Source organism: Methylomonas sp. MgM2, from assembly GCF_054172045.1.
This window is the reverse complement of the sequence record NZ_JBSYXO010000005.1, coordinates 181,093-200,853: the sequence shown is the minus strand read 5'-3', so window position 1 is coordinate 200,853 and position 19,761 is coordinate 181,093. Positions and strand designations below refer to the sequence as shown.

Annotated in this window: 26 protein-coding genes; 20 read left to right on the top strand and 6 right to left on the bottom strand. The window is 52.7% G+C overall.

All coding sequences use genetic code 11. From position 1 onward, the window contains the following. Nucleotides 1–158 precede the first annotated feature (158 nt). From ACW73I_RS06420 to ACW73I_RS06410, 3 genes are all read left to right on the top strand, one after another. Nucleotides 159–1,235 carry a PA0069 family radical SAM protein gene (locus ACW73I_RS06420; protein WP_458028410.1) on the top strand — a complete coding sequence of 359 codons (1,077 nt, stop codon included), beginning with the start codon at nucleotides 159–161 and terminating at the stop codon, nucleotides 1,233–1,235. A 69-nt stretch (nucleotides 1,236–1,304) separates the two neighbouring features. Next, the gene (locus ACW73I_RS06415; RefSeq protein WP_458028409.1) at nucleotides 1,305–1,520 is read left to right on the top strand and encodes a DUF2905 domain-containing protein; all 216 of its coding nucleotides are present in this window, start codon (nucleotides 1,305–1,307) and stop codon (nucleotides 1,518–1,520) included. A gap of 67 nt (nucleotides 1,521–1,587) precedes the next feature. Next, nucleotides 1,588–2,337 (top strand): HAD family hydrolase, encoded by a 750-nt coding sequence (locus tag ACW73I_RS06410; protein ID WP_458028408.1) that lies wholly within the window; start codon nucleotides 1,588–1,590, stop codon nucleotides 2,335–2,337. 164 nt (nucleotides 2,338–2,501) lie between these two features. Here the strand turns inward: ACW73I_RS06410 and ACW73I_RS06405 are convergent, their stop codons facing one another. The 3 genes from ACW73I_RS06405 to ACW73I_RS06395 form a co-directional block, all read right to left on the bottom strand. Next, nucleotides 2,502–3,149 carry a response regulator transcription factor gene (locus tag ACW73I_RS06405; RefSeq protein ID WP_458028407.1) on the bottom strand — a complete coding sequence of 216 codons (648 nt, stop codon included), beginning with the start codon at nucleotides 3,147–3,149 and terminating at the stop codon, nucleotides 2,502–2,504. 61 nt (nucleotides 3,150–3,210) lie between these two features. Beyond that, nucleotides 3,211–3,819: an NUDIX domain-containing protein gene (locus tag ACW73I_RS06400; RefSeq protein ID WP_458028406.1), complete on the bottom strand. Its 609-nt coding sequence runs from the start codon at nucleotides 3,817–3,819 to the stop codon at nucleotides 3,211–3,213. Further along, nucleotides 3,816–4,925 carry a PQQ-dependent sugar dehydrogenase gene (locus tag ACW73I_RS06395; RefSeq protein WP_458028405.1) on the bottom strand — a complete coding sequence of 370 codons (1,110 nt, stop codon included), beginning with the start codon at nucleotides 4,923–4,925 and terminating at the stop codon, nucleotides 3,816–3,818. Before ACW73I_RS06395 ends, ACW73I_RS06400 begins: the two co-directional genes overlap by 4 nt. Before the next feature lie 109 nt (nucleotides 4,926–5,034). Here ACW73I_RS06395 and htpX point away from each other — a divergent pair, with 109 nt between their 5' ends. The 15 genes from htpX to ACW73I_RS06320 all read left to right on the top strand — a co-directional run bounded on the left by htpX (nucleotide 5,035) and on the right by ACW73I_RS06320 (nucleotide 15,530). After that, a complete protein-coding gene (gene htpX / locus ACW73I_RS06390) occupies nucleotides 5,035–5,910 on the top strand; it encodes a protease HtpX (RefSeq protein ID WP_458028404.1) in 876 nt (291 codons plus the stop codon). 40 nt (nucleotides 5,911–5,950) lie between these two features. Next, on the top strand, nucleotides 5,951–6,178 hold the full coding sequence (locus tag ACW73I_RS06385; RefSeq protein WP_458028403.1) for a DUF2835 domain-containing protein: 228 nt from the start codon (nucleotides 5,951–5,953) through the stop codon (nucleotides 6,176–6,178). Between the two features lie 342 nt (nucleotides 6,179–6,520). Next, nucleotides 6,521–7,612, top strand: coding sequence for a hydrogenase small subunit (locus tag ACW73I_RS06380; RefSeq protein WP_458028402.1), 1,092 nt, complete (start codon nucleotides 6,521–6,523; stop codon nucleotides 7,610–7,612). After that, a complete protein-coding gene (locus tag ACW73I_RS06375) occupies nucleotides 7,612–9,408 on the top strand; it encodes a nickel-dependent hydrogenase large subunit (protein WP_458028401.1) in 1,797 nt (598 codons plus the stop codon). The genes ACW73I_RS06380 and ACW73I_RS06375 overlap by 1 nt, the downstream gene beginning before the upstream one ends. 106 nt (nucleotides 9,409–9,514) lie before the next feature. Continuing rightward, nucleotides 9,515–9,718, top strand: a complete 204-nt coding sequence (locus tag ACW73I_RS06370; protein WP_458028400.1) for a hypothetical protein — start codon at nucleotides 9,515–9,517, stop codon at nucleotides 9,716–9,718. Next, nucleotides 9,715–10,410 (top strand): Ni/Fe-hydrogenase, b-type cytochrome subunit, encoded by a 696-nt coding sequence (gene cybH / locus ACW73I_RS06365; RefSeq protein WP_458028399.1) that lies wholly within the window; start codon nucleotides 9,715–9,717, stop codon nucleotides 10,408–10,410. Before ACW73I_RS06370 ends, cybH begins: the two co-directional genes overlap by 4 nt. Before the next feature lie 89 nt (nucleotides 10,411–10,499). Then, nucleotides 10,500–11,186, top strand: coding sequence for a HyaD/HybD family hydrogenase maturation endopeptidase (locus ACW73I_RS06360; RefSeq protein WP_458028398.1), 687 nt, complete (start codon nucleotides 10,500–10,502; stop codon nucleotides 11,184–11,186). Beyond that, nucleotides 11,186–11,485, top strand: coding sequence for a HypC/HybG/HupF family hydrogenase formation chaperone (locus tag ACW73I_RS06355; protein ID WP_458028397.1), 300 nt, complete (start codon nucleotides 11,186–11,188; stop codon nucleotides 11,483–11,485). Before ACW73I_RS06360 ends, ACW73I_RS06355 begins: the two co-directional genes overlap by 1 nt. Further along, on the top strand, nucleotides 11,482–11,901 hold the full coding sequence (locus ACW73I_RS06350; RefSeq protein ID WP_458028396.1) for a hydrogenase: 420 nt from the start codon (nucleotides 11,482–11,484) through the stop codon (nucleotides 11,899–11,901). The genes ACW73I_RS06355 and ACW73I_RS06350 overlap by 4 nt, the downstream gene beginning before the upstream one ends. Before the next feature lie 172 nt (nucleotides 11,902–12,073). Then, on the top strand, nucleotides 12,074–12,679 hold the full coding sequence (locus ACW73I_RS06345) for a nucleoside deaminase (protein ID WP_458028395.1): 606 nt from the start codon (nucleotides 12,074–12,076) through the stop codon (nucleotides 12,677–12,679). Between the two features lie 124 nt (nucleotides 12,680–12,803). Continuing rightward, nucleotides 12,804–13,646, top strand: a complete 843-nt coding sequence (locus tag ACW73I_RS06340) for a hydrogenase expression/formation protein (RefSeq protein WP_458028394.1) — start codon at nucleotides 12,804–12,806, stop codon at nucleotides 13,644–13,646. After that, entirely contained in the window at nucleotides 13,643–13,864 is a 222-nt protein-coding gene (locus tag ACW73I_RS06335; protein WP_458028393.1) for a rubredoxin, read from the top strand. Before ACW73I_RS06340 ends, ACW73I_RS06335 begins: the two co-directional genes overlap by 4 nt. Nucleotides 13,865–13,866: 2 nt before the next feature. Beyond that, nucleotides 13,867–14,352, top strand: a complete 486-nt coding sequence (gene hybE, locus ACW73I_RS06330; RefSeq protein ID WP_458028392.1) for a [NiFe]-hydrogenase assembly chaperone HybE — start codon at nucleotides 13,867–13,869, stop codon at nucleotides 14,350–14,352. 244 nt (nucleotides 14,353–14,596) lie between these two features. Then, on the top strand, nucleotides 14,597–14,995 hold the full coding sequence (locus ACW73I_RS06325) for a hypothetical protein (RefSeq protein WP_458028391.1): 399 nt from the start codon (nucleotides 14,597–14,599) through the stop codon (nucleotides 14,993–14,995). Nucleotides 14,996–15,005: 10 nt separating this feature from the next. After that, on the top strand, nucleotides 15,006–15,530 hold the full coding sequence (locus ACW73I_RS06320) for a YMGG-like glycine zipper-containing protein (RefSeq protein WP_458028390.1): 525 nt from the start codon (nucleotides 15,006–15,008) through the stop codon (nucleotides 15,528–15,530). Nucleotides 15,531–15,777: 247 nt separating this feature from the next. On the opposite strand, the gene ACW73I_RS06315 is transcribed toward ACW73I_RS06320, so the two are convergent. Continuing rightward, entirely contained in the window at nucleotides 15,778–16,341 is a 564-nt protein-coding gene (locus ACW73I_RS06315) for a c-type cytochrome (protein ID WP_458028389.1), read from the bottom strand. Nucleotides 16,342–16,469: 128 nt separating this feature from the next. Between ACW73I_RS06315 and ACW73I_RS06310 the strand changes: the two genes are divergently transcribed. After that, entirely contained in the window at nucleotides 16,470–18,137 is a 1,668-nt protein-coding gene (locus tag ACW73I_RS06310; RefSeq protein ID WP_458028388.1) for a putative transporter, read from the top strand. After that, nucleotides 18,104–18,739 (top strand): alpha-ketoglutarate-dependent dioxygenase AlkB family protein, encoded by a 636-nt coding sequence (locus tag ACW73I_RS06305; RefSeq protein ID WP_458028387.1) that lies wholly within the window; start codon nucleotides 18,104–18,106, stop codon nucleotides 18,737–18,739. The genes ACW73I_RS06310 and ACW73I_RS06305 overlap by 34 nt, the downstream gene beginning before the upstream one ends. Here the strand turns inward: ACW73I_RS06305 and ACW73I_RS06300 are convergent. After that, a complete protein-coding gene (locus tag ACW73I_RS06300) occupies nucleotides 18,716–19,270 on the bottom strand; it encodes a hypothetical protein (protein ID WP_458028386.1) in 555 nt (184 codons plus the stop codon). The two genes, ACW73I_RS06305 and ACW73I_RS06300, sit on opposite strands and share 24 nt — an antisense overlap. A gap of 87 nt (nucleotides 19,271–19,357) precedes the next feature. Then, the gene (locus ACW73I_RS06295; RefSeq protein ID WP_458028385.1) at nucleotides 19,358–19,750 is read right to left on the bottom strand and encodes a hypothetical protein; all 393 of its coding nucleotides are present in this window, start codon (nucleotides 19,748–19,750) and stop codon (nucleotides 19,358–19,360) included. Nucleotides 19,751–19,761: the final 11 nt, after the last annotated feature.

Genomic DNA, 19,761 nt, shown 5'->3' with positions numbered 1-19,761 from the left:
TTTCGTTCGTCATGCTCACCTCTACTAACAGTATAAAGTCTGCTTCTAGAAGTGGCCGGGTTCATTAAACCATTTCAACTGTGGCCGGTTTAGGTTTAGTGTCGCTGGATAAAAAGAATTCGTGGATTTGCCGGGTTAATCATCGATAAACTATCGCAATGCCAAAACCCTTGATCTACAAAGGCCGCGCCAGCCTCAGCAATGCCAGCGGCCGTTTCGAGAAACAAAGCCGTCACCCTGAGGATGACGGCTGGGGTATTCTTGATGCCGAATTACCCCCGTTAACGACCGAGCTTATTGTCGACAGCAGCCGCTCTGCGATCGTCTATAACGATTCGCCGGATATTCCTTTCGATCGTGCAATCAATCCTTATCGAGGCTGCGAGCATGGCTGCGTTTATTGCTTCGCCAGGCCGACCCATACTTATTTAGGCTATTCCGCCGGACTCGATTTCGAAAGCAAGATTTTGATTAAGCCCGACATCGCCCGATTGTTACGCGACGAATTGGCTAAACCGAATTACCGATGTGCGCCGCTCGCATTGGGAACCAACACCGATCCGTACCAACCGGTCGAACGCCAACAAGGCATAATGCGGCAAATTTTGGAATTGCTTGCGGAAACCCGGCACCCAATCGGCATCGTTACTAAGTCGTCTTTGATAGAGCGGGATCTCGATATTCTGACTGAATTGGCAAAAAACGACTTGGTCTCGGTGTATTTATCGGTTACAACGCTAGACCGCAAATTGGCTCGCACGCTGGAACCTCGCGCCGCCGCCCCGGAAAGGCGGCTTGAAACCGTTGCCCGTTTAAGCGCTGCCAATATTCCGGTTGGCGTGATGATTGCCCCGCTAATCCCGATATTGACCGATCATGAATTGGAAGCCATCGTCAAGGCCGCTTACGAAGCCGGTGCCCGAAGCGCCAACTACATTTTGCTGCGCTTGCCGTCGGAAGTCGCCGGATTGTTTGAAGAATGGTTGCAACAGCATTACCCGCTAAAAGCCCGACACGTGATGAACCGCATCCGCGACAGCCGGGGCGGCAAGGTCTACGATTCCGCTTTTCATCGACGCCTGCGCGGCGACGGACTTTATGCCGACTTAATCAGCCAGCGGTTTCGATTGAGCTGCAAACGATTAGGCATGGACCAGCCGCTAACGCCGCTGCGCTGCGACTTGTTTCGCAAGCCTTCGCCTGGCGGACAAATGAGTTTCGATTGTTTTGTCTAATGCCGCTTGGGCGGTATCCGGAAAAAAGACCCAAATGATACATTCGGCGCAACGCATAGGAGAACCTTGGTGGATACCGGAAAGTTTTTGATTATAGCGGGTGCGGGCATTGTCCTTGTCGGAGTCGTACTGAAATACGCGCCTTGGCTGCTTAGCTGGTTTGGCAACCTACCCGGCGACATCAACATTCGCACTGAAAATAGCCGGGTCTTTATTCCTATTACATCCATGATAGCCGTCAGTTTGGCCCTGTCCCTGATCGTCAATCTGTGGCTGCGTAAATAATGAACCGCCTGCGAATTCCTTTTCACAGGTTAAAATAAGGCCTATTTACAAAACGCGCAGACTTTGCATGAACAAACCAATTATCCATGCGCTCGATTTCGACGGCGTCATTTGCGATAGCGCTGTGGAAACCGCCGTCACCGGCTGGAAGGCTGCCGGTCAGATCTGGCCCGATATTAACGGTGAAACGCCGCAAGCACTGATTAATCGATTTCGCTTGGTGCGCCCCATCATCGAAACCGGCTACGAAGCAATATTAGCCATGCGTTTGTTGTTTTTAGGCCTAAGCTGCGATGCCATTTACAAGGATTTTCAAAGCCAGACCCGTCTGCTGATGGAACAAGGCCGACTGAGTGCTGACGATCTAAAAAAACTGTTCGGCGACACCCGCGACCAATGGATCGCCGGCGACTTGGCTTCCTGGCTTGAAATGAATCCCCTATTTCCGGGCATCGCGGAAAAACTGCAAACACTAAGCAAGACTCATATCTGGTATGTCATCACCACCAAACAGGAACGTTTCGTAAAACAAATTTTTAAAGCCAACGCGATTGATTTAAGCGACGACAGGATTTTCGGACTGGACCGGAACATGACTAAACCCGAAGTACTGAAAGAATTAATCGAAAAACATCCCGATCATGCCGTCCAATTTATCGAAGACCGTCTACCAACACTGATCAATGTACAAAAGCACGGCGAATTAGCCCGGGTCGGTTTGTCGTTCGCATTGTGGGGATACAACACCGATGAAGACAAATTTGCGGCCGGCCGGCAGGACTTTACCGCATTAAGCTTAGAAGATTTTTTATCGTAATCGATTAAGATCTAAAGCCGTTTTGGTATTTCGACGATGCGTCCAAGTTCCACCCGGCCGGTTTCAGGGAAGATTATCCGCAAATTTGACAACCGGCCGAAATCAGGCGACTCCGCTTTCGAAATAAGCCATGCCGGATTGATCGAAGCTGTGCTATAGCCGGCCTATCTATGCCGATACCGGTCAATTTCTTTTAAGCGTACAGCCAAATGCAAACGATCATCCACTTCGAATTTTCTGAAAATGGATGATAAATGCGCTTTTACCGTACGCTCGGAAATATTCATTTCATAAGCAATCGTTTTATTATTCTCTCCGCGCCTGATCATATTGGCCACTTCGGCTTCCCTCGCGGACAAAGAGTTGGCCATGTTAAGTAATTTATCCAATTCGTCCGGACACAGAACGGTCGGCTGCACCGAATTCAGGGTACCGGTCAACACACCTATTACTTTTGGTACCAAAGCCCGCCGTATCCAAATATCGCCTTTCAGAATATTATCTACAGCCCTCTTTAACAGTTTGGGCGCGTCGGACTGCTCGCAATAACCGGCGGCACCATGAACCAAAACGTCAATCTGCTTTTGATCGGACCATTCCGAACCTAACACTAAAAACCTGGCGTTATTGTTTGCAAATACAGAGACCAAACTTGGATCGTCGTCTAGTTTTTTTGCGTCGAAAATGACGGCATCGGCATGATATTCGGCATGTACGTTCAATAGTCGACTGACATGATGCTCTACAATTAATACGTGAGTCCACTCGGCCGTTAATTGAGGATTGTTTGAATAAATAAGTATGTGCGCCACGTGATTTTTATTGTTTTTTAAAGTCTTAGCTCAATCATTTTGCATGAAATCCATCGTTTTTTCATGCGGTTTTAATCCAGCGCCGCCTAAGTTCATCGCGGTGAATATAAAGCCATTGAATAGCGATGATAGGAATGCCCGACTCGATTTTACCTTCTTCCAGCATCTTAAATACCTCGGCAAACCTAACCGATGTAACGTGAATATCTTCATCCTCCTCGACCAAACCGTGCACTCCGCCAACCGTTGTGCTATCGACGCGCCCGCAGAACAAGGTAATGCGTTCCGAACAACCACCCGGTGTCGTATAAAATTGCTGAATTTCGATTAACTCCTTGATCTCGCATCCCGCTTCTTCCAATGCTTCGCGGTAGGCGACCTCCTCCGCTGTTTCGTCTTCCTCTATCGCGCCGGCAACAATCTCGATCAGCCAGGCCCGGTTCGGCTGATATACAGCGCCGACTCGAAACTGCTCGATTAAAACCACTTCGTCTCGATCCGGATCGTACAATAACACCGCCACACAATTGCCCCGGCGAAACAGCTCGCGGGTAATGGGCTGGCTCCAGCCGCCTTTGAACAGCGTATGTTTTAGCGTGTACTGTTCGAGCCTGAAAAAGCCTTGGTAGACGGTTTCTTTTTCTATCACTTCGAATCGCTTTGTAGTCACTTCTTGTACTCTACTTTATATATGACGCCCAACTGATCGTCGCTGATCAACAAACTGCCGTTTTGCAATTGCACGATATCGACCGGCCGTCCGGACACGGTACCGTCCGCCTTTAACCAACCCGAAACGAAAGGCTTCTCGTCAAACGGCATACCGTCTCTAAATTTAACCAACGCGACTTGGTAGCCGTGGGGCTCACTGCGATTCCAGGAACCATGTTGCGCGACAAAAAGCTGTTGATAGTAACGCTCGGGAAACTGCGAACCGTTATAGAACCGCATACCCAGCGGGGCAATATGGGCTTTATAACGCCAGACCGGCGATTCGTACTGCCCGCATTTTTTATCTTTTCCAAACTCCGGATCCTGGATGGTTCCGCCGTGGCAATACGGAAAACCGTAATGTTTCACGCCTTCCGACCATTGATTCAACTCATCCGGCGGCACATCGTCCCCTAAATGATCGCGCCCGTTGTCGTTAAAAAACAAATGGTGCGTGCTTGGCTCCCAGTCAAACCCAACCGTATTTCGAATACCCCGGCCTAAAACCTGAAAGCCGCTACCATCGGCATTAATCCGAAACAAAGAAGCATAGATCCGATCCTCCGGATTGCAAATATTGCACGGTGCGCCGACCGCACTATACAACTTACCGTCCGGCCCGAACTTGATATATTTCCAGCCGTGGTGTTTGTCGGACGGCAATTTGTCGAACACCACGCCGGGGACCGGCGGATTGTCCAGATGCTTTTCGATCTCATCGAATCTAAGGATGCGGTTCACCTCGGCCACATATAATGCGCCGCCTTTATAAGCCACACCGTTAGGCATATAAAGACCGCTTGCCAGCGTATAACGCTGATCGGCAACGCCATCACCATTTGAATCCAGCAACGCGTAAACATTGCCTTCACGGGTGCCGACAAACACCGTCCCGTGTTCTCCAAGCGCCATTTGTCTCGCATTCGGCACATCGTCGGCAAATATCGAAATTTTAAAACCATATGGTAAATGCAACTGTTTCAAAACCGCTTCATGTTCGGAATTAGACGCAATAGAAACTGAAGTCATCGCCGCCCATAACAATAGCGCCTTCAACCCTTTCATTTTTTCTTCCCCTAAAATAAACTTTGTCTCATCTTACCACTCTAACCCTTGAATTTAACCATTCAGCACCCACCTCGTTTCCATCTCAACACAACAAAGGATCTTTATCATGATGAGAATATTGCTGTTTTTGGCCACGAACGTCGCCATCATGGTCGCCATCAGCATCATTTTTAATATTTTGGGATTAAAAAGCACATTGGATGCCCAAGGCGTCAACCTGAATCTGGATGCTTTATTGGTCATGTCGGCCATCATCGGCATGACGGGTTCGGTCATATCCCTGTTTATATCCAAATGGTCGGCCAAAAACGCGATGGGCGTGCACGTGATCGACCGCCCGCAAAACCAGACCGAACAATGGCTGGTCGCCACGGTCGAAAAACTTGCCCGCCAAGCCGGCATCGACATGCCGGAAGTCGGCATATTTCAGGCGCCGGAACCTAACGCTTTTGCGACCGGCGCCAATCGAAACGCCGCGCTGGTGGCCGTCAGTACCGGTTTATTGCAAAGCATGAATGCCGACGAAGTGGAAGCCGTACTCGGTCACGAAATCAGCCACGTTTCCAACGGCGACATGGTAACGATGGCTTTGATGCAAGGCGTCGTCAACACCTTCGTCTACTTCTTCGCCAGCGTGATCGGACACGTGGTCGACCGCGTCGTGTTCAAAACCGAACGCGGCTACGGCCCGGCCTATTACATCGTGCAAATGGTGGCGCAAATCGCCCTGTCGATTCTGGCTTCCATGCTGGTCATGTGGTTTTCGCGTTACCGCGAATTCCGCGCCGACGCCGGCGGCGCCAATTTGGCCGGACGCCAGAAAATGATTGCGGCACTGCGGGCCCTGCAACGTTCGCACGAGCCGGCGCAAATGCCCGGCGAATTGGCCGCATTCGGTATCAATGGCGGCGGCGTGAGACGTTTGTTCATGAGCCACCCGCCGTTGGAAGAGCGTATCGAAGCCTTGCAACAAATGCGTTAATCCCTCTCGAAGTGCCGGCTCAAGCCGGCACTGTCTTGATATGGCCAATCAATTCATTCGTTTCAAACTAAACTTGACTTACGATCAATATTTAGCCGTCTACCAAGGCCTTGCAAAAACCGTGACGACGATTGCCGACGACGGTCGCCGCATCGTATTTCCGGCCGGGAACATCCAACGCTATCTAACCAAGTCCGGCATTCAAGGTCATTTCCAAATGGAATTGACTCCGCAACACAAGTTCGTCGCGATCACCCGCATCGAATGAGCGGTTGACCGCGCCTCGGTCGATTTAAACCTTAAATTCCACGGCTCAATTGTGGTATTTAAAACAATCCACCCGTTCTGCTGTAACAATTGTCATACATTTAACAAGATAACCAGCGCTCTTCATCTTTTTGTCATACAAAATACAAGGTTTTAGTTCATTCCTTGTTAGCGGCATAGTTGTTGCCTTTTAACTGCCGACTCGTTGCAGCAACCCAATGCGCCCAGTCCAAAACGAAAATAAACCGCGCATCCAGCCTGCTGTGCAGACTTCGAATGCGCTTCTGAAATCCGTCGTCGACGCGGCGATTTTTCAGGCGACAAGCTAACAGCAGGAGTATTCATGACAGAAACCTTTTATGACGTGATGCGCAGGCAGGGCATCACTCGCCGTAGCTTCCTCAAGTTTTGCAGTCTTACTGCCGCTTCGCTCGGCCTTTCGCCGGCCTTCGCACCTAAGATCGCCCAGGCGATGGAAACCAAACCGCGTATCCCGGTACTTTGGCTACACGGCCTGGAATGCACCTGTTGTTCCGAATCCTTCATCCGCTCCGGCCACCCTTTGGCGAAGGACGTGATTCTGTCCATGCTGTCTTTGGATTACGACGACACCATCATGGCGGCGGCCGGCCATAACGCCGAAGCCATCGTCGACGAAATCGTCGACAAATACAAAGGCAATTACATCCTGGCCGTCGAAGGCAATCCGCCGCTGGCCGAAGACGGCATGTATTGCATCATCGGCGGCAAACCCTTCGTCGACCAGCTCAAATACGCCGCGGAAAGCTGCAAGGCCATCATCTCCTGGGGCTCTTGCGCCTCCTGGGGTTGCGTACAGGCCGCCAAGCCGAATCCGACCCGCGCCACACCGGTACACAAGGTACCGGGCCTGGCCGACAAACCTATCATCAAAGTACCCGGCTGCCCGCCGATCGCCGAAGTCATGACCGCTGTCGTCGCCTACATCCTGACTTTCGACAAACTCCCGACCTTGGACAAGCAAGGCCGGCCGCAAATGTTCTACAGCCAGCGCATACACGACAAATGCTACAGAAGGCCGCATTTCGACGCCGGCCAGTTCGTCGAACACTGGGACGACGAAGCCGCCCGCCAAGGCCAATGCCTGTACAAGATGGGCTGCAAGGGACCAACCACCTACAACGCCTGCTCCACGGTGCGCTGGAACGAAGGCCTGTCCTTCCCGATTCAATCCGGCCACGGCTGTATCGGCTGTTCCGAAGACGGCTTCTGGGATAAAGGCAGCTTTTACGATCGCTTGACCGGCATCAACCAATTCGGCATTGAAGCCAACGCCGATGCGGTCGGCGGTACGTCCGCCGGTTTAGTCGCCGCCGGCGTCGCCGCCCATGCCGGCCTGACCGCGCTGAAACGAGCCAAGCAAGACGATAGCCAACATCCGGGAGCAGAAAAATAATGACAGTCAGAAACACCCCTAACGGCTTCCAGTTAAACGACGCCGGCCGCCGCGTCGTGGTCGATCCGGTAACCCGGATCGAAGGCCACATGCGCTGCGAAGTCAACATCGACGAAGACAACATGATCCGCAACGCCGTATCCAGCGGCACGATGTGGCGCGGCCTGGAAGTCATACTGAAAGGCCGCGATCCGCGCGATGCCTGGGCTTTCGTTCAGCGCATCTGCGGCGTCTGCACCGGCACCCATGCGCTGACTTCGGTAAGGGCTGTGGAAGACGCCCTAAACATCAAGATTCCGGAAAACGCCAATTCCATCCGCAACCTGATGCAGCTGAGTCTGCAGGTGCAAGACCACTTGGTGCATTTCTACCATCTGCATGCATTGGACTGGGTCAATCCTGTCAACGCACTGAAAGCCGACCCGGCCGCGACCTCGGCCTTGCAACAACAGATCTCGCCGCACAACCCCAAGTCGTCGCCGGGTTATTTCCGCGACACCCAAAACCGCCTGAAGAAATTCGTCGAATCCGGCCAATTAGGCCCGTTCAAGAACGGCTATTGGAGCAACCCCGCCTACCTGTTGCCGCCGGAAGCCGATTTGATGGCGGTTACCCATTATCTGGAAGCGTTGGACTTTCAGAAAGACATTATGAAAGTCCGTACCGTGTTCGGCGGCAAAGACCCGCATCCGAACTGGCTGGTCGGCGGCGTGCCGTGCGCGATCAATATCGACGGCGTCGGCGCGGTCGGTGCGGTCAATATGGAACGCCTGAACTTCGTATCGTCGATTATCGACCGCTCGATCGCGTTCATCGATCAAGTCTACATTCCCGATTTACTGGCCATCGCCCAGTTTTATAAAGGCTGGTTGTACGGCGGCGGTCTTTCGGGTCAATGCGTATTGGCTTACGGAGATATTCCGGACAAGGCTAACGATTATTCCGCGTCCAATTTACTTATGCCTAGCGGCGCGATCATCAACGGCGACTTGAGCAAAGTCTACGACGTCGATTTGACCGACCCCGAGCAGATCCAGGAATTCGTTCCCCACTCCTGGTACAAATACCCGGACGAAGCCGTCGGTCTGCATCCTTGGGACGGCGTGACCGAACCCAATTACAAACTGGGCGCCAAAACCAAAGGCGACCGAACCAATATCCGGGAACTGGACGAAACGGCAAAATACTCTTGGATCAAGGCCCCTCGGTGGCGCGGCCATGCGATGGAGGTCGGACCGTTGGCTCGCTATGTAGTGGGTTATGCCAAAGGCGACAAAGAAATCACCGAGCAAATCAATTTTGTCCTGAAGACATTGGACGTCCCCGTCGACGCCCTGTTTTCGACGCTGGGACGCACCGCCGCCCGCGCGCTGGAAGCGCAATGGGCCGCTCACAAGATGCGCTACTTCATGGACAAGTTAATGACCAACATCAAAGCCGGCGATTTGGCTACGGCCAACGTGGAACGCTGGGATCCGGAAACCTGGCCGCGCAGCGTCAAGGGCGTCGGCTTTACCGAAGCGCCGCGCGGCGCCTTGGGTCACTGGTTGAAGATAGAAGATACCAAGATCGCCAATTACCAATGCGTCGTACCCACCACTTGGAACGGCTCGCCGCGGGACGATCATGGCAATATCGGCGCGTTCGAAGCCGCTTTGATGAACACCAAAGTGGAAAATCCGGAGGAGCCGGTCGAAATCCTGCGCACGCTGCACAGCTTCGACCCTTGCCTGGCCTGCTCGACCCATGTGATAAGCCCCGACGGCCGGGAACTGACCCGGGTGAAGGTGCGTTAATAAAATAATGTAGGCGAATGAGCATAGCGTCATCCGCCATAGTCGATTTCCTTGAAATTTGTGATGGGCGGCAAACTTATCCTATCCGCCATCTCAGGAGAAAAACATGAACAAATTGCTGGCAACAACCATACTGTCACTCGCTGTCGCCCAAGCCCAAGCCCATTCCCGCCCCGGCATCGACAACCTGACCCACAGACTTGAACATCTGACGATCAACCACCTTGCCATGCCGGCTTCCCTAGGAATCGGACTGCTCATGTTAGCGCTGCTTGCATTCGTGATCCGGCAAAACTGGAGACCGCAATGAATGCCAAGGATGCGCCGGTTTACGTCTACGAGTTGCCGGTCCGAGTCTGGCATTCGATCAACGCGTTAGCAATTCTAGTTTTGACGGCAACCGGATACCTGATTGCCGACCCTTTGGCTTCGCCAGCCGGAGAGGCCTCGGAGCATTTCTTGATGGGCTATATCCGCTTCGCCCATTTCGCCGCCGGTTATCTGTTGGCGGTGGGCCTACTCGGCCGTTTGTATTGGGCCTATGCCGGCAATGAGCATGCCCGCCAAATCTTTATGCCACCGCTGTTCAGCGCCCACTTCTGGGACGGCGTCTGGTGCGAAATCCGCTGGTATTGTTTTTTGGAAAAACAGCCCCGCCACTACATAGGCCATAACCCTTTGGCGGTCTTGGCCATGCATTTCGTGTTCGTCTGGGGCCTGTTATTCATGATCGCCACCGGTTTTGCCCTATACGGCGAAGGCGAAGGCCAAGGCAGTTGGCAGTACGCCATATTCAGCAGTTGGTTATTGCCCCTGTTCGGCGACAGCCAAACGGTTCACACCTGGCACCATTTGGTCATGTGGTTCATCGTTTGTTTCGTATTAATCCATGTTTATGTGGCGATCCGCGAAGAAAAGTTGTCGGGGCAAAGCATGCTGTCGACCATCGTGACCGGCTGGCGCAGCTTCAAGGACGATGCGCCGGTGGACGATGCGCATTAATTTCGTAGGGTGGGCACGGTTTTTGTGCCCACGCGGAACCGAACGGTGGGGACTTGACTGTGCCCACCCCACGTTTGTCTAAGCAGATCATGGCAAGTACTCCATCCAACATCCTGCTGCTCGGTATCGGCAACCTGTTGTGGGCCGACGAGGGTTTCGGCGTCCGCGTCATCGAGCATTTGCAAAGGCATTACCGTTTTGCCGATAACGTCAAGGTAATGGACGGCGGCACCCAGGGCGTTTATTTGGTGGAACATGTGCAAAGCGCCGGCATTTTGGTCGTGTTCGACGCGGTCGATTACGGCCTTCCACCGGGCACGCTGAAGCGAGTGGAAAACGAGGACGTGCCTAACTTTCTCGGCGCGAAGAAAATGAGTCTGCATCAAACCGGTTTTCAGGAGGTGCTGGCGATGGCCCGAATGCTGGGCGATTATCCTAAACACCTGATATTGATCGGCGTACAGCCGGAAGAATTGGAAGATTACGGCGGCAGCCTGACAGCCTGCGTCAAAGCCCAAATTCAACCGGCTATAGACGTCGCCCTGGCTTATCTAAAACCATTTGGCGTCGGCGCCGAAACGATAAGCATGCCGGAGGAGTTGACCGATCCGATGCTGAACCTTCAACGTTATGAAGCGGAGCGCCCTAGCCCCGAGCAAGCTTGCCGACTGGGAGACGAGCGCATATTGTTATCCGCCGCCTACGAACTGCGCCAACCCGAGGCCTTGGACCAAGCCGCCTTGCAAGTCGATGTCGATTACCGGGGTAAATACTGATGGGCATAGGCATACCGATGCAAGTGGTCAAAATGCGCGGCGCATCGGCTCTGTGCCTTTACCGTGGCGAAACAAGCTTGATCGACACGACGGCGGTCGGCGCACAGCCGCCCGGAACTTGGCTATTGGTGTTTTTAGACAGTGCGCGCGAAGTCATCAGTGCCGAAACCGCCAGGCAAATGGCAGCGGAGATGGAAACCACGCGTCTTGCATTGCAAGGAGAAAGCGCTATCGACCGTTGGTTTGAACATCTAACCGACAACAACCCCGAAAAACTGCCGGAGTTTTTAAAATCATGAATCCATCGTTACTCGATCAGCTACAAAGCCGGCACGGCTTACCTTTATTGGATGCCGACAATTACGATCTATTCGTCTATGGCAACGACTACGTGGTGCTGTTTTTCGCTAACGATCCAGCCCTGTTTCCGGAAAGTCACGATGTGGCGGTGATATTGCCGGAACTGTTGAAAGTCTTCTGCAATCAGTTGCGGGGCGCGGTTATCGATCGTTCCATTGAACGCGAGCTACAAGCCCGTTTTCACTTCACCACTTGGCCGGCCTTGGTATTCATGCGCCGCGGCGAATATTTGGGCGTGATTACCGGCATCAAAGACTGGTCGGAGTTCGGCCAAGAATTCGCCCGTATCCTGTCCAGAGAACCCGGGCAGCCGCCGGGTTTCGATTTGGAGAAGGCTTGCGGCGGACATGCGTAATTTTTGCGGCCAAGCATTAAAGCCTAGAAAGCTCTTTAACAATTCGGTAGCGTTATCACGATAGACGTCTGCGGGCTTCATCAAATATATGCCTATGTTTTACGTTCGGAACCTAACCGATGTAAATTTGGTATCCTGATGATCGGCTTCGAAATAAGGACAAAGCTAAACGATGAACAGCGCTATTTTGAATGTCGGAAAAACCCTGTTGAATGGCATCAACACGGCTTCCGGCGTTCAATCGTCGATAAAACACAAATTGATTTCGTACCGGATCAATGACGCATCCACTGAGGAAATGCAATCTTGGTTTGTATGCATCTTGGCTTTACAAGCGTTAACATTTGGAAACTTCGGTGTCGGTTCCGCTATTTTTGACAAGGATAATTGTCTAGTCGAATATGCCGGAAATCAGGTCTTTTCGCCTAAATTTCGTAGCGATGCTCATGCTGAAATGATGGTGCTCACCAACTTCGAAAGCAAACAAGACCGCCGAATCGATTTGTCTTCTTATACTTTGGTGACTTCTTTGGAATCATGTCCGATGTGCTTGATCAGGCTGATTTCGGCCCAAGTAGGCAAAGTTCTTCATGTTTGCGACGACGATCTTGCCGGAATGACCCGTAATACAGATTCGTTCCCGCCGCTATGGCGGAAGTTGCAGTCGACGGTTCAGTTTCGCCCTACGACCTGTTCGACGCAAATTCGGGAAATTGCGCAAGAAATCTTCATGTGCAATGTCAATCAATTGACTTCGGTTTTGATTCAACCGATCTGAACTCGTTTGCCAGCGAATTTGCACAGCGCCGTCAATTAGGCACTCGACAGCACCCACAGCACATCGCGATTGCGGCACCGAATACAAACAACGGAACAACCTAAATCCAAACGCAGCTAAGCCTATGACATCCATAACACTTCCCATTATCGGCCACGGCAGCCAACCCGCCGAAGAAGACGGCGCCAAACTCGATTACCTGACCATGCCGGAAGAAATGGCCACTTACTCGATGCCGGAAATTTCCTTCGATTTGAAGTCGGCTGGGTTGGCGGCGGCCAAAGCCATTGCGCTGCAATTGGAAAAAGACTTGGCATCCTATCCCGATACCGGGGGCCCGATTTCTTTGAGCGCGCTGGATAAGGACAACCGCCTTTTTATCGACGAACTCTTGGGCGAAGGCGAGGTCAGCGCAATATGCGGCGATGATCGGCAGATTCAAGAATCCGTATTGGCCGGCGTTTGGCGTTCACAGCGGCTGGACGAGCAAAAGCACGTGGTCGAAGATAGTTTGGAAGTCGGTATCATTCCCCACGCAATCGCGGCTTCGGCACTCGCAGAAGCCAAAGCGGCTATCGAAACCGATATGAGCGCTCTGCCTGCCGGCGTTATGAATGCGCCGCCGTTGGTCGCGGAAATCAACGCCCGGATAGCCGGTTACAAACCCGGAAACGAAGCTTATATCATCAACCTCAGTTTACTGCCCCAGACCGAACAAGATTTGGCGTTTCTTGAACAAGCACTTGGCCGCGGCAATGTCACGATATTGTCGCGCGGCTACGGTAACTGCCGCATTACCGCAACGGCAACGCGTCATGTCTGGTGGGTGCAGTATTTCAACTCCGAGGATACGCTGATTTTAAATACCCTAGAAGTTAGCCACGTACCCGGCGTGGCATGCGCTTCGGCCGAAGACATTGCCGACAGCTTGCAGCGCTTGCGGGAAATTTTGAAGGTCTATCTGTGAGCGAGAACTTCTTCGCCGGCGCTTACGGGGGCGACGCGGCTCGTCTTCCCGCCGACGCCAAACTGGAATGCAAAATCTGCTGGCATGTCTACGATCCGGCCGCCGGGGATTTTGAATCGCAAATACCGCCCGGCACGGCATTTGCCGATTTACCCGATTATTGGACCTGTCCTCAATGCGGCACCGCCAAAAAGGACTTTCTGCTATTGGACGAATGAGTATGGATTGGGATGCCGGTGATCAGATCGAGCGCGCATTGGAACACAGCTTTGACGGCGTTCTGCGAACCCAGATGCAAGGCGTCCCGGTCGTCAATCCGCTATTGCGCGTCGAGGCGCTGGGCTTTGATCGGGTAAATGCCGATTGGCTGGGCGTTTTGATCACGCCGTGGTGCATGAATTTACTGTTACTACCGACCCCGGACAGCAATTGGACCACCCATACCCCGGGCAACAAGTTCGAATGTACATTTCCTTACGGCGCCTTCGAATTTACTATCGCGCATAAAACGGAACTGGGCCGATACGCCCAATGCTCCTTGTTTTCGCCGATGTTTCAATTTCAAAATCAAGACGACGCCCGAAACGCCGCGTTGGCCGCCTTACAGGCCTTGTTGACACCCCCCAAATTGAGCAGGCGCGGTCTGTTGCTCGGTCAACTTGGTCAACGCCAAATGGAAAACCGGGACTGCCGATTAAACGATTAAAATGGTTCAATGCGATTCGGGATTTCAAGGAGAGAACACGGTTCTTTAGCCGACCGCTGTCTCGCCAATTGAACTCACGCTTTTGACTATTCCGGCATTCTATTTTTTCGTTAAGGTCAAAATAAGAAACCTTGGATACCGTTTGTCGTCAAACTGTTTGCTACGCTCTAAAGCCGCCGGTTGGTGCGGCCTTATGTTATCGGCAGGCAGTATCGGCTGCCGATCCATTATCGAGGTTTTTTACATGCGACAAGTCAAAATGTGGTTGTTTATTTCAGTCGCGGCTTTGTGCGCCGGTCGCGCCGCCTATGCCGATCGCTACTATCACCGCGGCTGGCATCCGCACGGAGGTTACCACAATTATTACAGGGGCCCCGGTGTCGGGTTTTATTTCGGCTGGCCATGGTACCCCCGCCCTTATTACCCTTATCCCTATTATTCCTATCCGTATTACCCATATTATCCGCCGGTAGTCACGGTGCCGAGCAACCCGCCGGTTTATATCGAACGCGATCAGCCACAGACCTCGCAGCAGTTGCCCCCAGGCTATTGGTATTACTGCGAGAATCCGCCAGGCTATTACCCTTACGTCAAAGAATGCCCGCAAGGCTGGCGACAGGTCGACCCTACACCGGAAAGATGACGGACGATAGATGATGCAGCAGGAATTCAATATCTTGGCAGTGTGCCTGGTCGCACTAAGCGCCGGCTGTGCGCGGATGCCCACCGGCCCCAGCGTAATGGCGTTGCCGGGCTCTCGTATGTCTTTTGAACAATTCGAGCAAGACGATTTTGATTGTAGGCAATATGCTTCCGGTCAAATCGGCGGAACGACCGCCAATCAGGCCGCCGCAGACAGCCAAGCCGGCAGCGCGGTGGTCGGAAGTGCCGTCGGGGCCGCGGCCGGCGCCGCGATCGGCGGAGGCAGCGGCGCCGCGATCGGCGCGGGTAGCGGCCTGGTCGCAGGAACCATGGTCGGCGCATCGGAAGGACAGCGTGCCGCTTACGCCACCCAAGAGCATTACGACAACGCCTACGTTCAGTGCATGTACGCCAAAGGTCATCGCGTACCGGTTTCGGGCGATTTTAATTATACCCCCCCTTCTCCGTCGAATCGATCAACGACGCCGATTCCCCCGCCTCCGCCCGGCTCGCCGCCGCCTCCACCACCAAGGTGAGATTCGCAAAAGCCTCTTCTCCGCGCAGCAGAGGGGCCGGGGTGATGCGCACAGACTCGTTGATCAATCAAGTCCGGTTTATGATCGACAATCTATAAGTCAACCTTCGGTGCGACGGGGTCGAAATCCTCGCCGCACCGTTTTAAGATTTCGGTCGGCTTCGGCGTGAAGTGAAAAAAGAGAGGCTTGCCAAAGCCATACGGCGCGCTACGCTTAACCAGCACAGCCCCGTAAGATCAAGCAGCTGCTACAAAGAACCCAGATACGCCGCGATTGCGTCGATATCCTCCTCGGAAAGACCCTGCGCAATACCGTTCATCGGCCCGCCTTTTCGCTCGCCGCTTTTGAAATTATGTAGTTGTTTAGACAGGTAGTCCGGATGCTGGCCTGCTAGTCTGGGAAATTGGCCAACACCTTTTAAATCTTCGCCGTGGCACCCGACACACATTGCCGTTTTCTGTTGACCCTTTGCCGCCAAAGTTGCGTCGCCGCCGGCCGATTTGCCCGCCAAACTTGCAAAATAAGCCGCCAAGTTTTGTATGTCGGCATCGCTTAAATCCTTCGCAATCGCGTTCATGCTCGAATTCGAGCGCTCTCCGGTTTTAAATTTCTTTAATTGGATTTCGATATAAGTTCTACTTTGTGCCGCCAAATTCGGCCAAATCGGGCTCTTGCTGACACCTTCGCTGCCGTGGCAGCCCAAACAAACCGCCGACTTGCTCTTGCCTGCATTGATGTCTGCCGCATGCAACGGCGTTGTCAGCGTAAAAAATAGAATACAAATACCGGTTTTGTAAATACTATGCTTCATTGCAATGACCTCGCTGGCTTGTTGTAAAATTTAAACATCGATATCGGCTGGCTAGACAACATCATAAGCAGCCTGCTATCCGTTTAGCAAATACATATTCCGGCTTCGCGCCTCGACTAAGGACTTTTATGCCCTGGCTCATACAACTGTTCAATCAAGACTCTGTTCCTCATGCGGTTTTAATTGTCAGCCTAGTCGTTGCAAGCGGCCTGGTTCTGGGGAGGCTGACACTGGGAGGCATTCGACTCGGCATCGCCGGCGTACTGTTTTCCGGTTTGATTTTTGGTCATTTCGACTTAACTATCAATGCCGAAGTCATGCATTTTTTGCGCGAATTCGGTTTGATTCTATTCGTCTATGCAATCGGCTTGCAAGTCGGGCCCAGCTTTGTCAGCTCTTTTTTTCAACACGGACTAAAACTGAATGGCATGGCCGCCGGCATTGTCATACTGGGCGCATTGATTGCGCTTGCAATTAGCGCGATCGGTCAAATACCGATGCCGGTAGCGGTGGGATTATTTTCGGGGGCGACCACCAACACCCCTTCTCTGGCAGCGGCCCAGCAGGTACTGAGCGACTTGCCCAATGTCGACGGCGAGACCATGAAAATGCCGGGACTGGGCTATGCGGTCGCTTATCCCTTCGGTATCGTCGGCATTATCCTGGCTATGCTGCTGATAAAGCGCGTATTCGGGGTTGATATCGACGCCGAAGCTGAGCACTTCAGCCAAATTCAACAAGAACAGGCGAGGATTCCGGTTTCGTGCGATCTAGTGCTTGAAAATCCCAACATCGACGGCTTGACGATTCGGCAAATTTCGTTTTTCGAAAGCATGAACGTCGTGGTCACCCGCATTCTGCATAAGGACGAGACCGAGGCGGCGGTCGCCGGTGCTAATTCCGTACTCAAAATCGGCGACACCATTCGCCTGGTAGGCCAGAAACAGCAATTGGATAGACTGAAAATCATCATCGGGCCGGACGCCAAGATCAAATTGCACGAGATTGCCCAAAATCTCAGCACAAAACGTCTCGTCGTCACTAACAAAACCGCGATTAACCAGACCATCGGCGATTTATGCATGCGCCATGGCGTGACGATATCTCGCGTGCATAGACCGGACGTCGAGTTTACGCCGACCAGCACGGTCCACGTGCAATTCGGCGACGAAGTATTAGTGGTCGGCAGCGAGGAGGCGCTCAACCGCATCGAAAAAGCCCTGGGTAATTCCCTGGAAGAACTCGATCATCCGCAAATCATGCCCATATTTATCGGCATCACATTAGGCGTACTATTGGGTAGTTGGCCGTTTTCGCTACCCGGCGTGCCGACCGAACTGAAACTGGGCTTGGCGGGCGGCCCGCTAATCGTGGCGATCTTATTGAGCCGAATCGGTAATTGGCGCACGCTAACCTGGCATTTGCCGAAAAGCTCCAACATGATTCTGAAAGATATCGGCATCGTGCTGTTTTTAGCCTGTGTCGGCTTGCATTCCGGCGACGAGTTCTTGGAAACTTTGTTCCGCGGCGACGGTTTTTATTGGATGGCCTGCGCCACGCTGATCACCTTGCTGCCTTTATTGATTGTAGGCTTCATAGCCCGCGCGTTCAAAAAGCTTAATTACCTGTCGTTGTGCGGCTTACTGGCCGGCAGCATGACCGATCCCCCGGCCTTGGCCTTCGCCAACAATTTGAGCCCTTCGGCCGCCGTTTCGATTGCCTACGCCACGGTCTACCCCTTGGTGATGATATTGAGAATACTATGCGCACAGCTGATCATCGTGCTGGTCAATTGACGCCGACCGGGCCTATATTGCTCGGCCAAGCCAATCTGGCGCCATTTGACGGCGAGCTTTACTATTTACCGCAATTCTATCCGGCGGATAAAGCGAATGACTATTTCGAACGGCTGTACCAAAGCCTGGCTTGGCGACAGGAACGCTTATTTATTTTCGGACGCTGGGTGAAAGTACCGCGTTTGACCGCTTGGTACGGCGATGCCGGGGCGGATTATCGTTATTCCGGCGTCGACCACCGGCCGCTGCCATGGACTGCCGAATTGCAAGCGATAAAAGCGGATATCGAATGGGTCTGCGAGCTAACCTTTAACAGTGTGCTGGCGAATCTTTACCGGGACGGACGCGATTCCATGGGTTGCCATGCCGACGATGAAAAGGAACTGGGCATCAATCCCGTGATCGCCTCGCTTAGCTTGGGCGACACCCGTTTGCTGCGCTTTAAACATGCTAAAAGCGGCCGAAAGCTCGAATTTGAGCTGTCGCACGGCGATTTGCTGATCATGGCCGGCGAACTGCAACATCACTGGCGCCACGAATTGCCGAAAACCGGCAAACCCAAACAAGCCCGCATCAATTTAACGTTTCGGCGCATCGTTTAAGTGAGGTTGTTTACGCTTTAAAAAGTGAACAATATCCACCTCGATCAGAGCGAACGCGACGATCCATAACAGCGCATCGTAAGCATCCAGCCAAGCCTGTTGCCAAAGCCAAATGCCGGCCATCGCAATCAGCCCGCCGAAAATCGCGACCGTCAACAGCCAGAATAAATTTGCGTATTTCAAAACAATATCAGGCCGACGGACTTCCAATTCCATGACCGCAATCAAGGCAAACCATAGCAATGAGTTGCCGACGTCCAGCCATTCGCTGTCGTGCAGATAGCTGAAAAAGACGAACACAATCACCATAATCAAACCGGTGCGTATTTTATTCAGAACCGATTCCGAAAACGGCAAACCGTCGCTATGGGTTTCCAGTTCGTAAATCGTAAGCAGTATTAACCAAGTTCCGGCGTCGATTGCCGTGGTCAAGGTATCGACAATCGCGTAAATCGCCGCGTTTGCCGTCAATAAAACCAGGATCAGTAATTTGGATTTGGGGTATGGCAGCGAAGAAAACGGATTCAACATCAACGGCAAGATCGGGTATCTATCGACGTCGCATAAAGGCGAAGTAACGGCACAAACTCATACCGGCATGTGCCGATCTCGCTGGGATTATTTTACGAAACAAGCCTTCTCGGCCGCCGCATCCGCTTCCTTCAAACGGGTACGCAAATCTTTGGATTGCTTGGGGTCGCGAAACGCGGAACCGGCTTCGCCGGCGGTTTTTACCATGTGGCCGTAAGTTCTAGCCGCTTCATATTCGGCGAAACTCAGTTTCTCGGCGATTTTGTCGATCTTGCAGCCGCAAGCATACTGGTTGATGTAATTTAAGCCTCCGTGTTTAGCGACGCACTCCAGCACATAATCAACCCGCTCGCGCGTGGGGTAATCATTGACCGGAACGGCCGGTTCGCTCGTCGCAATATCGTCGGTCGCGGCATCTTGAGTCGTCGCACAACCTGCGGCTATCGTTAATAACAAAGAGGCTAAAAGAAATTTTTTCATAGTGCTCATGA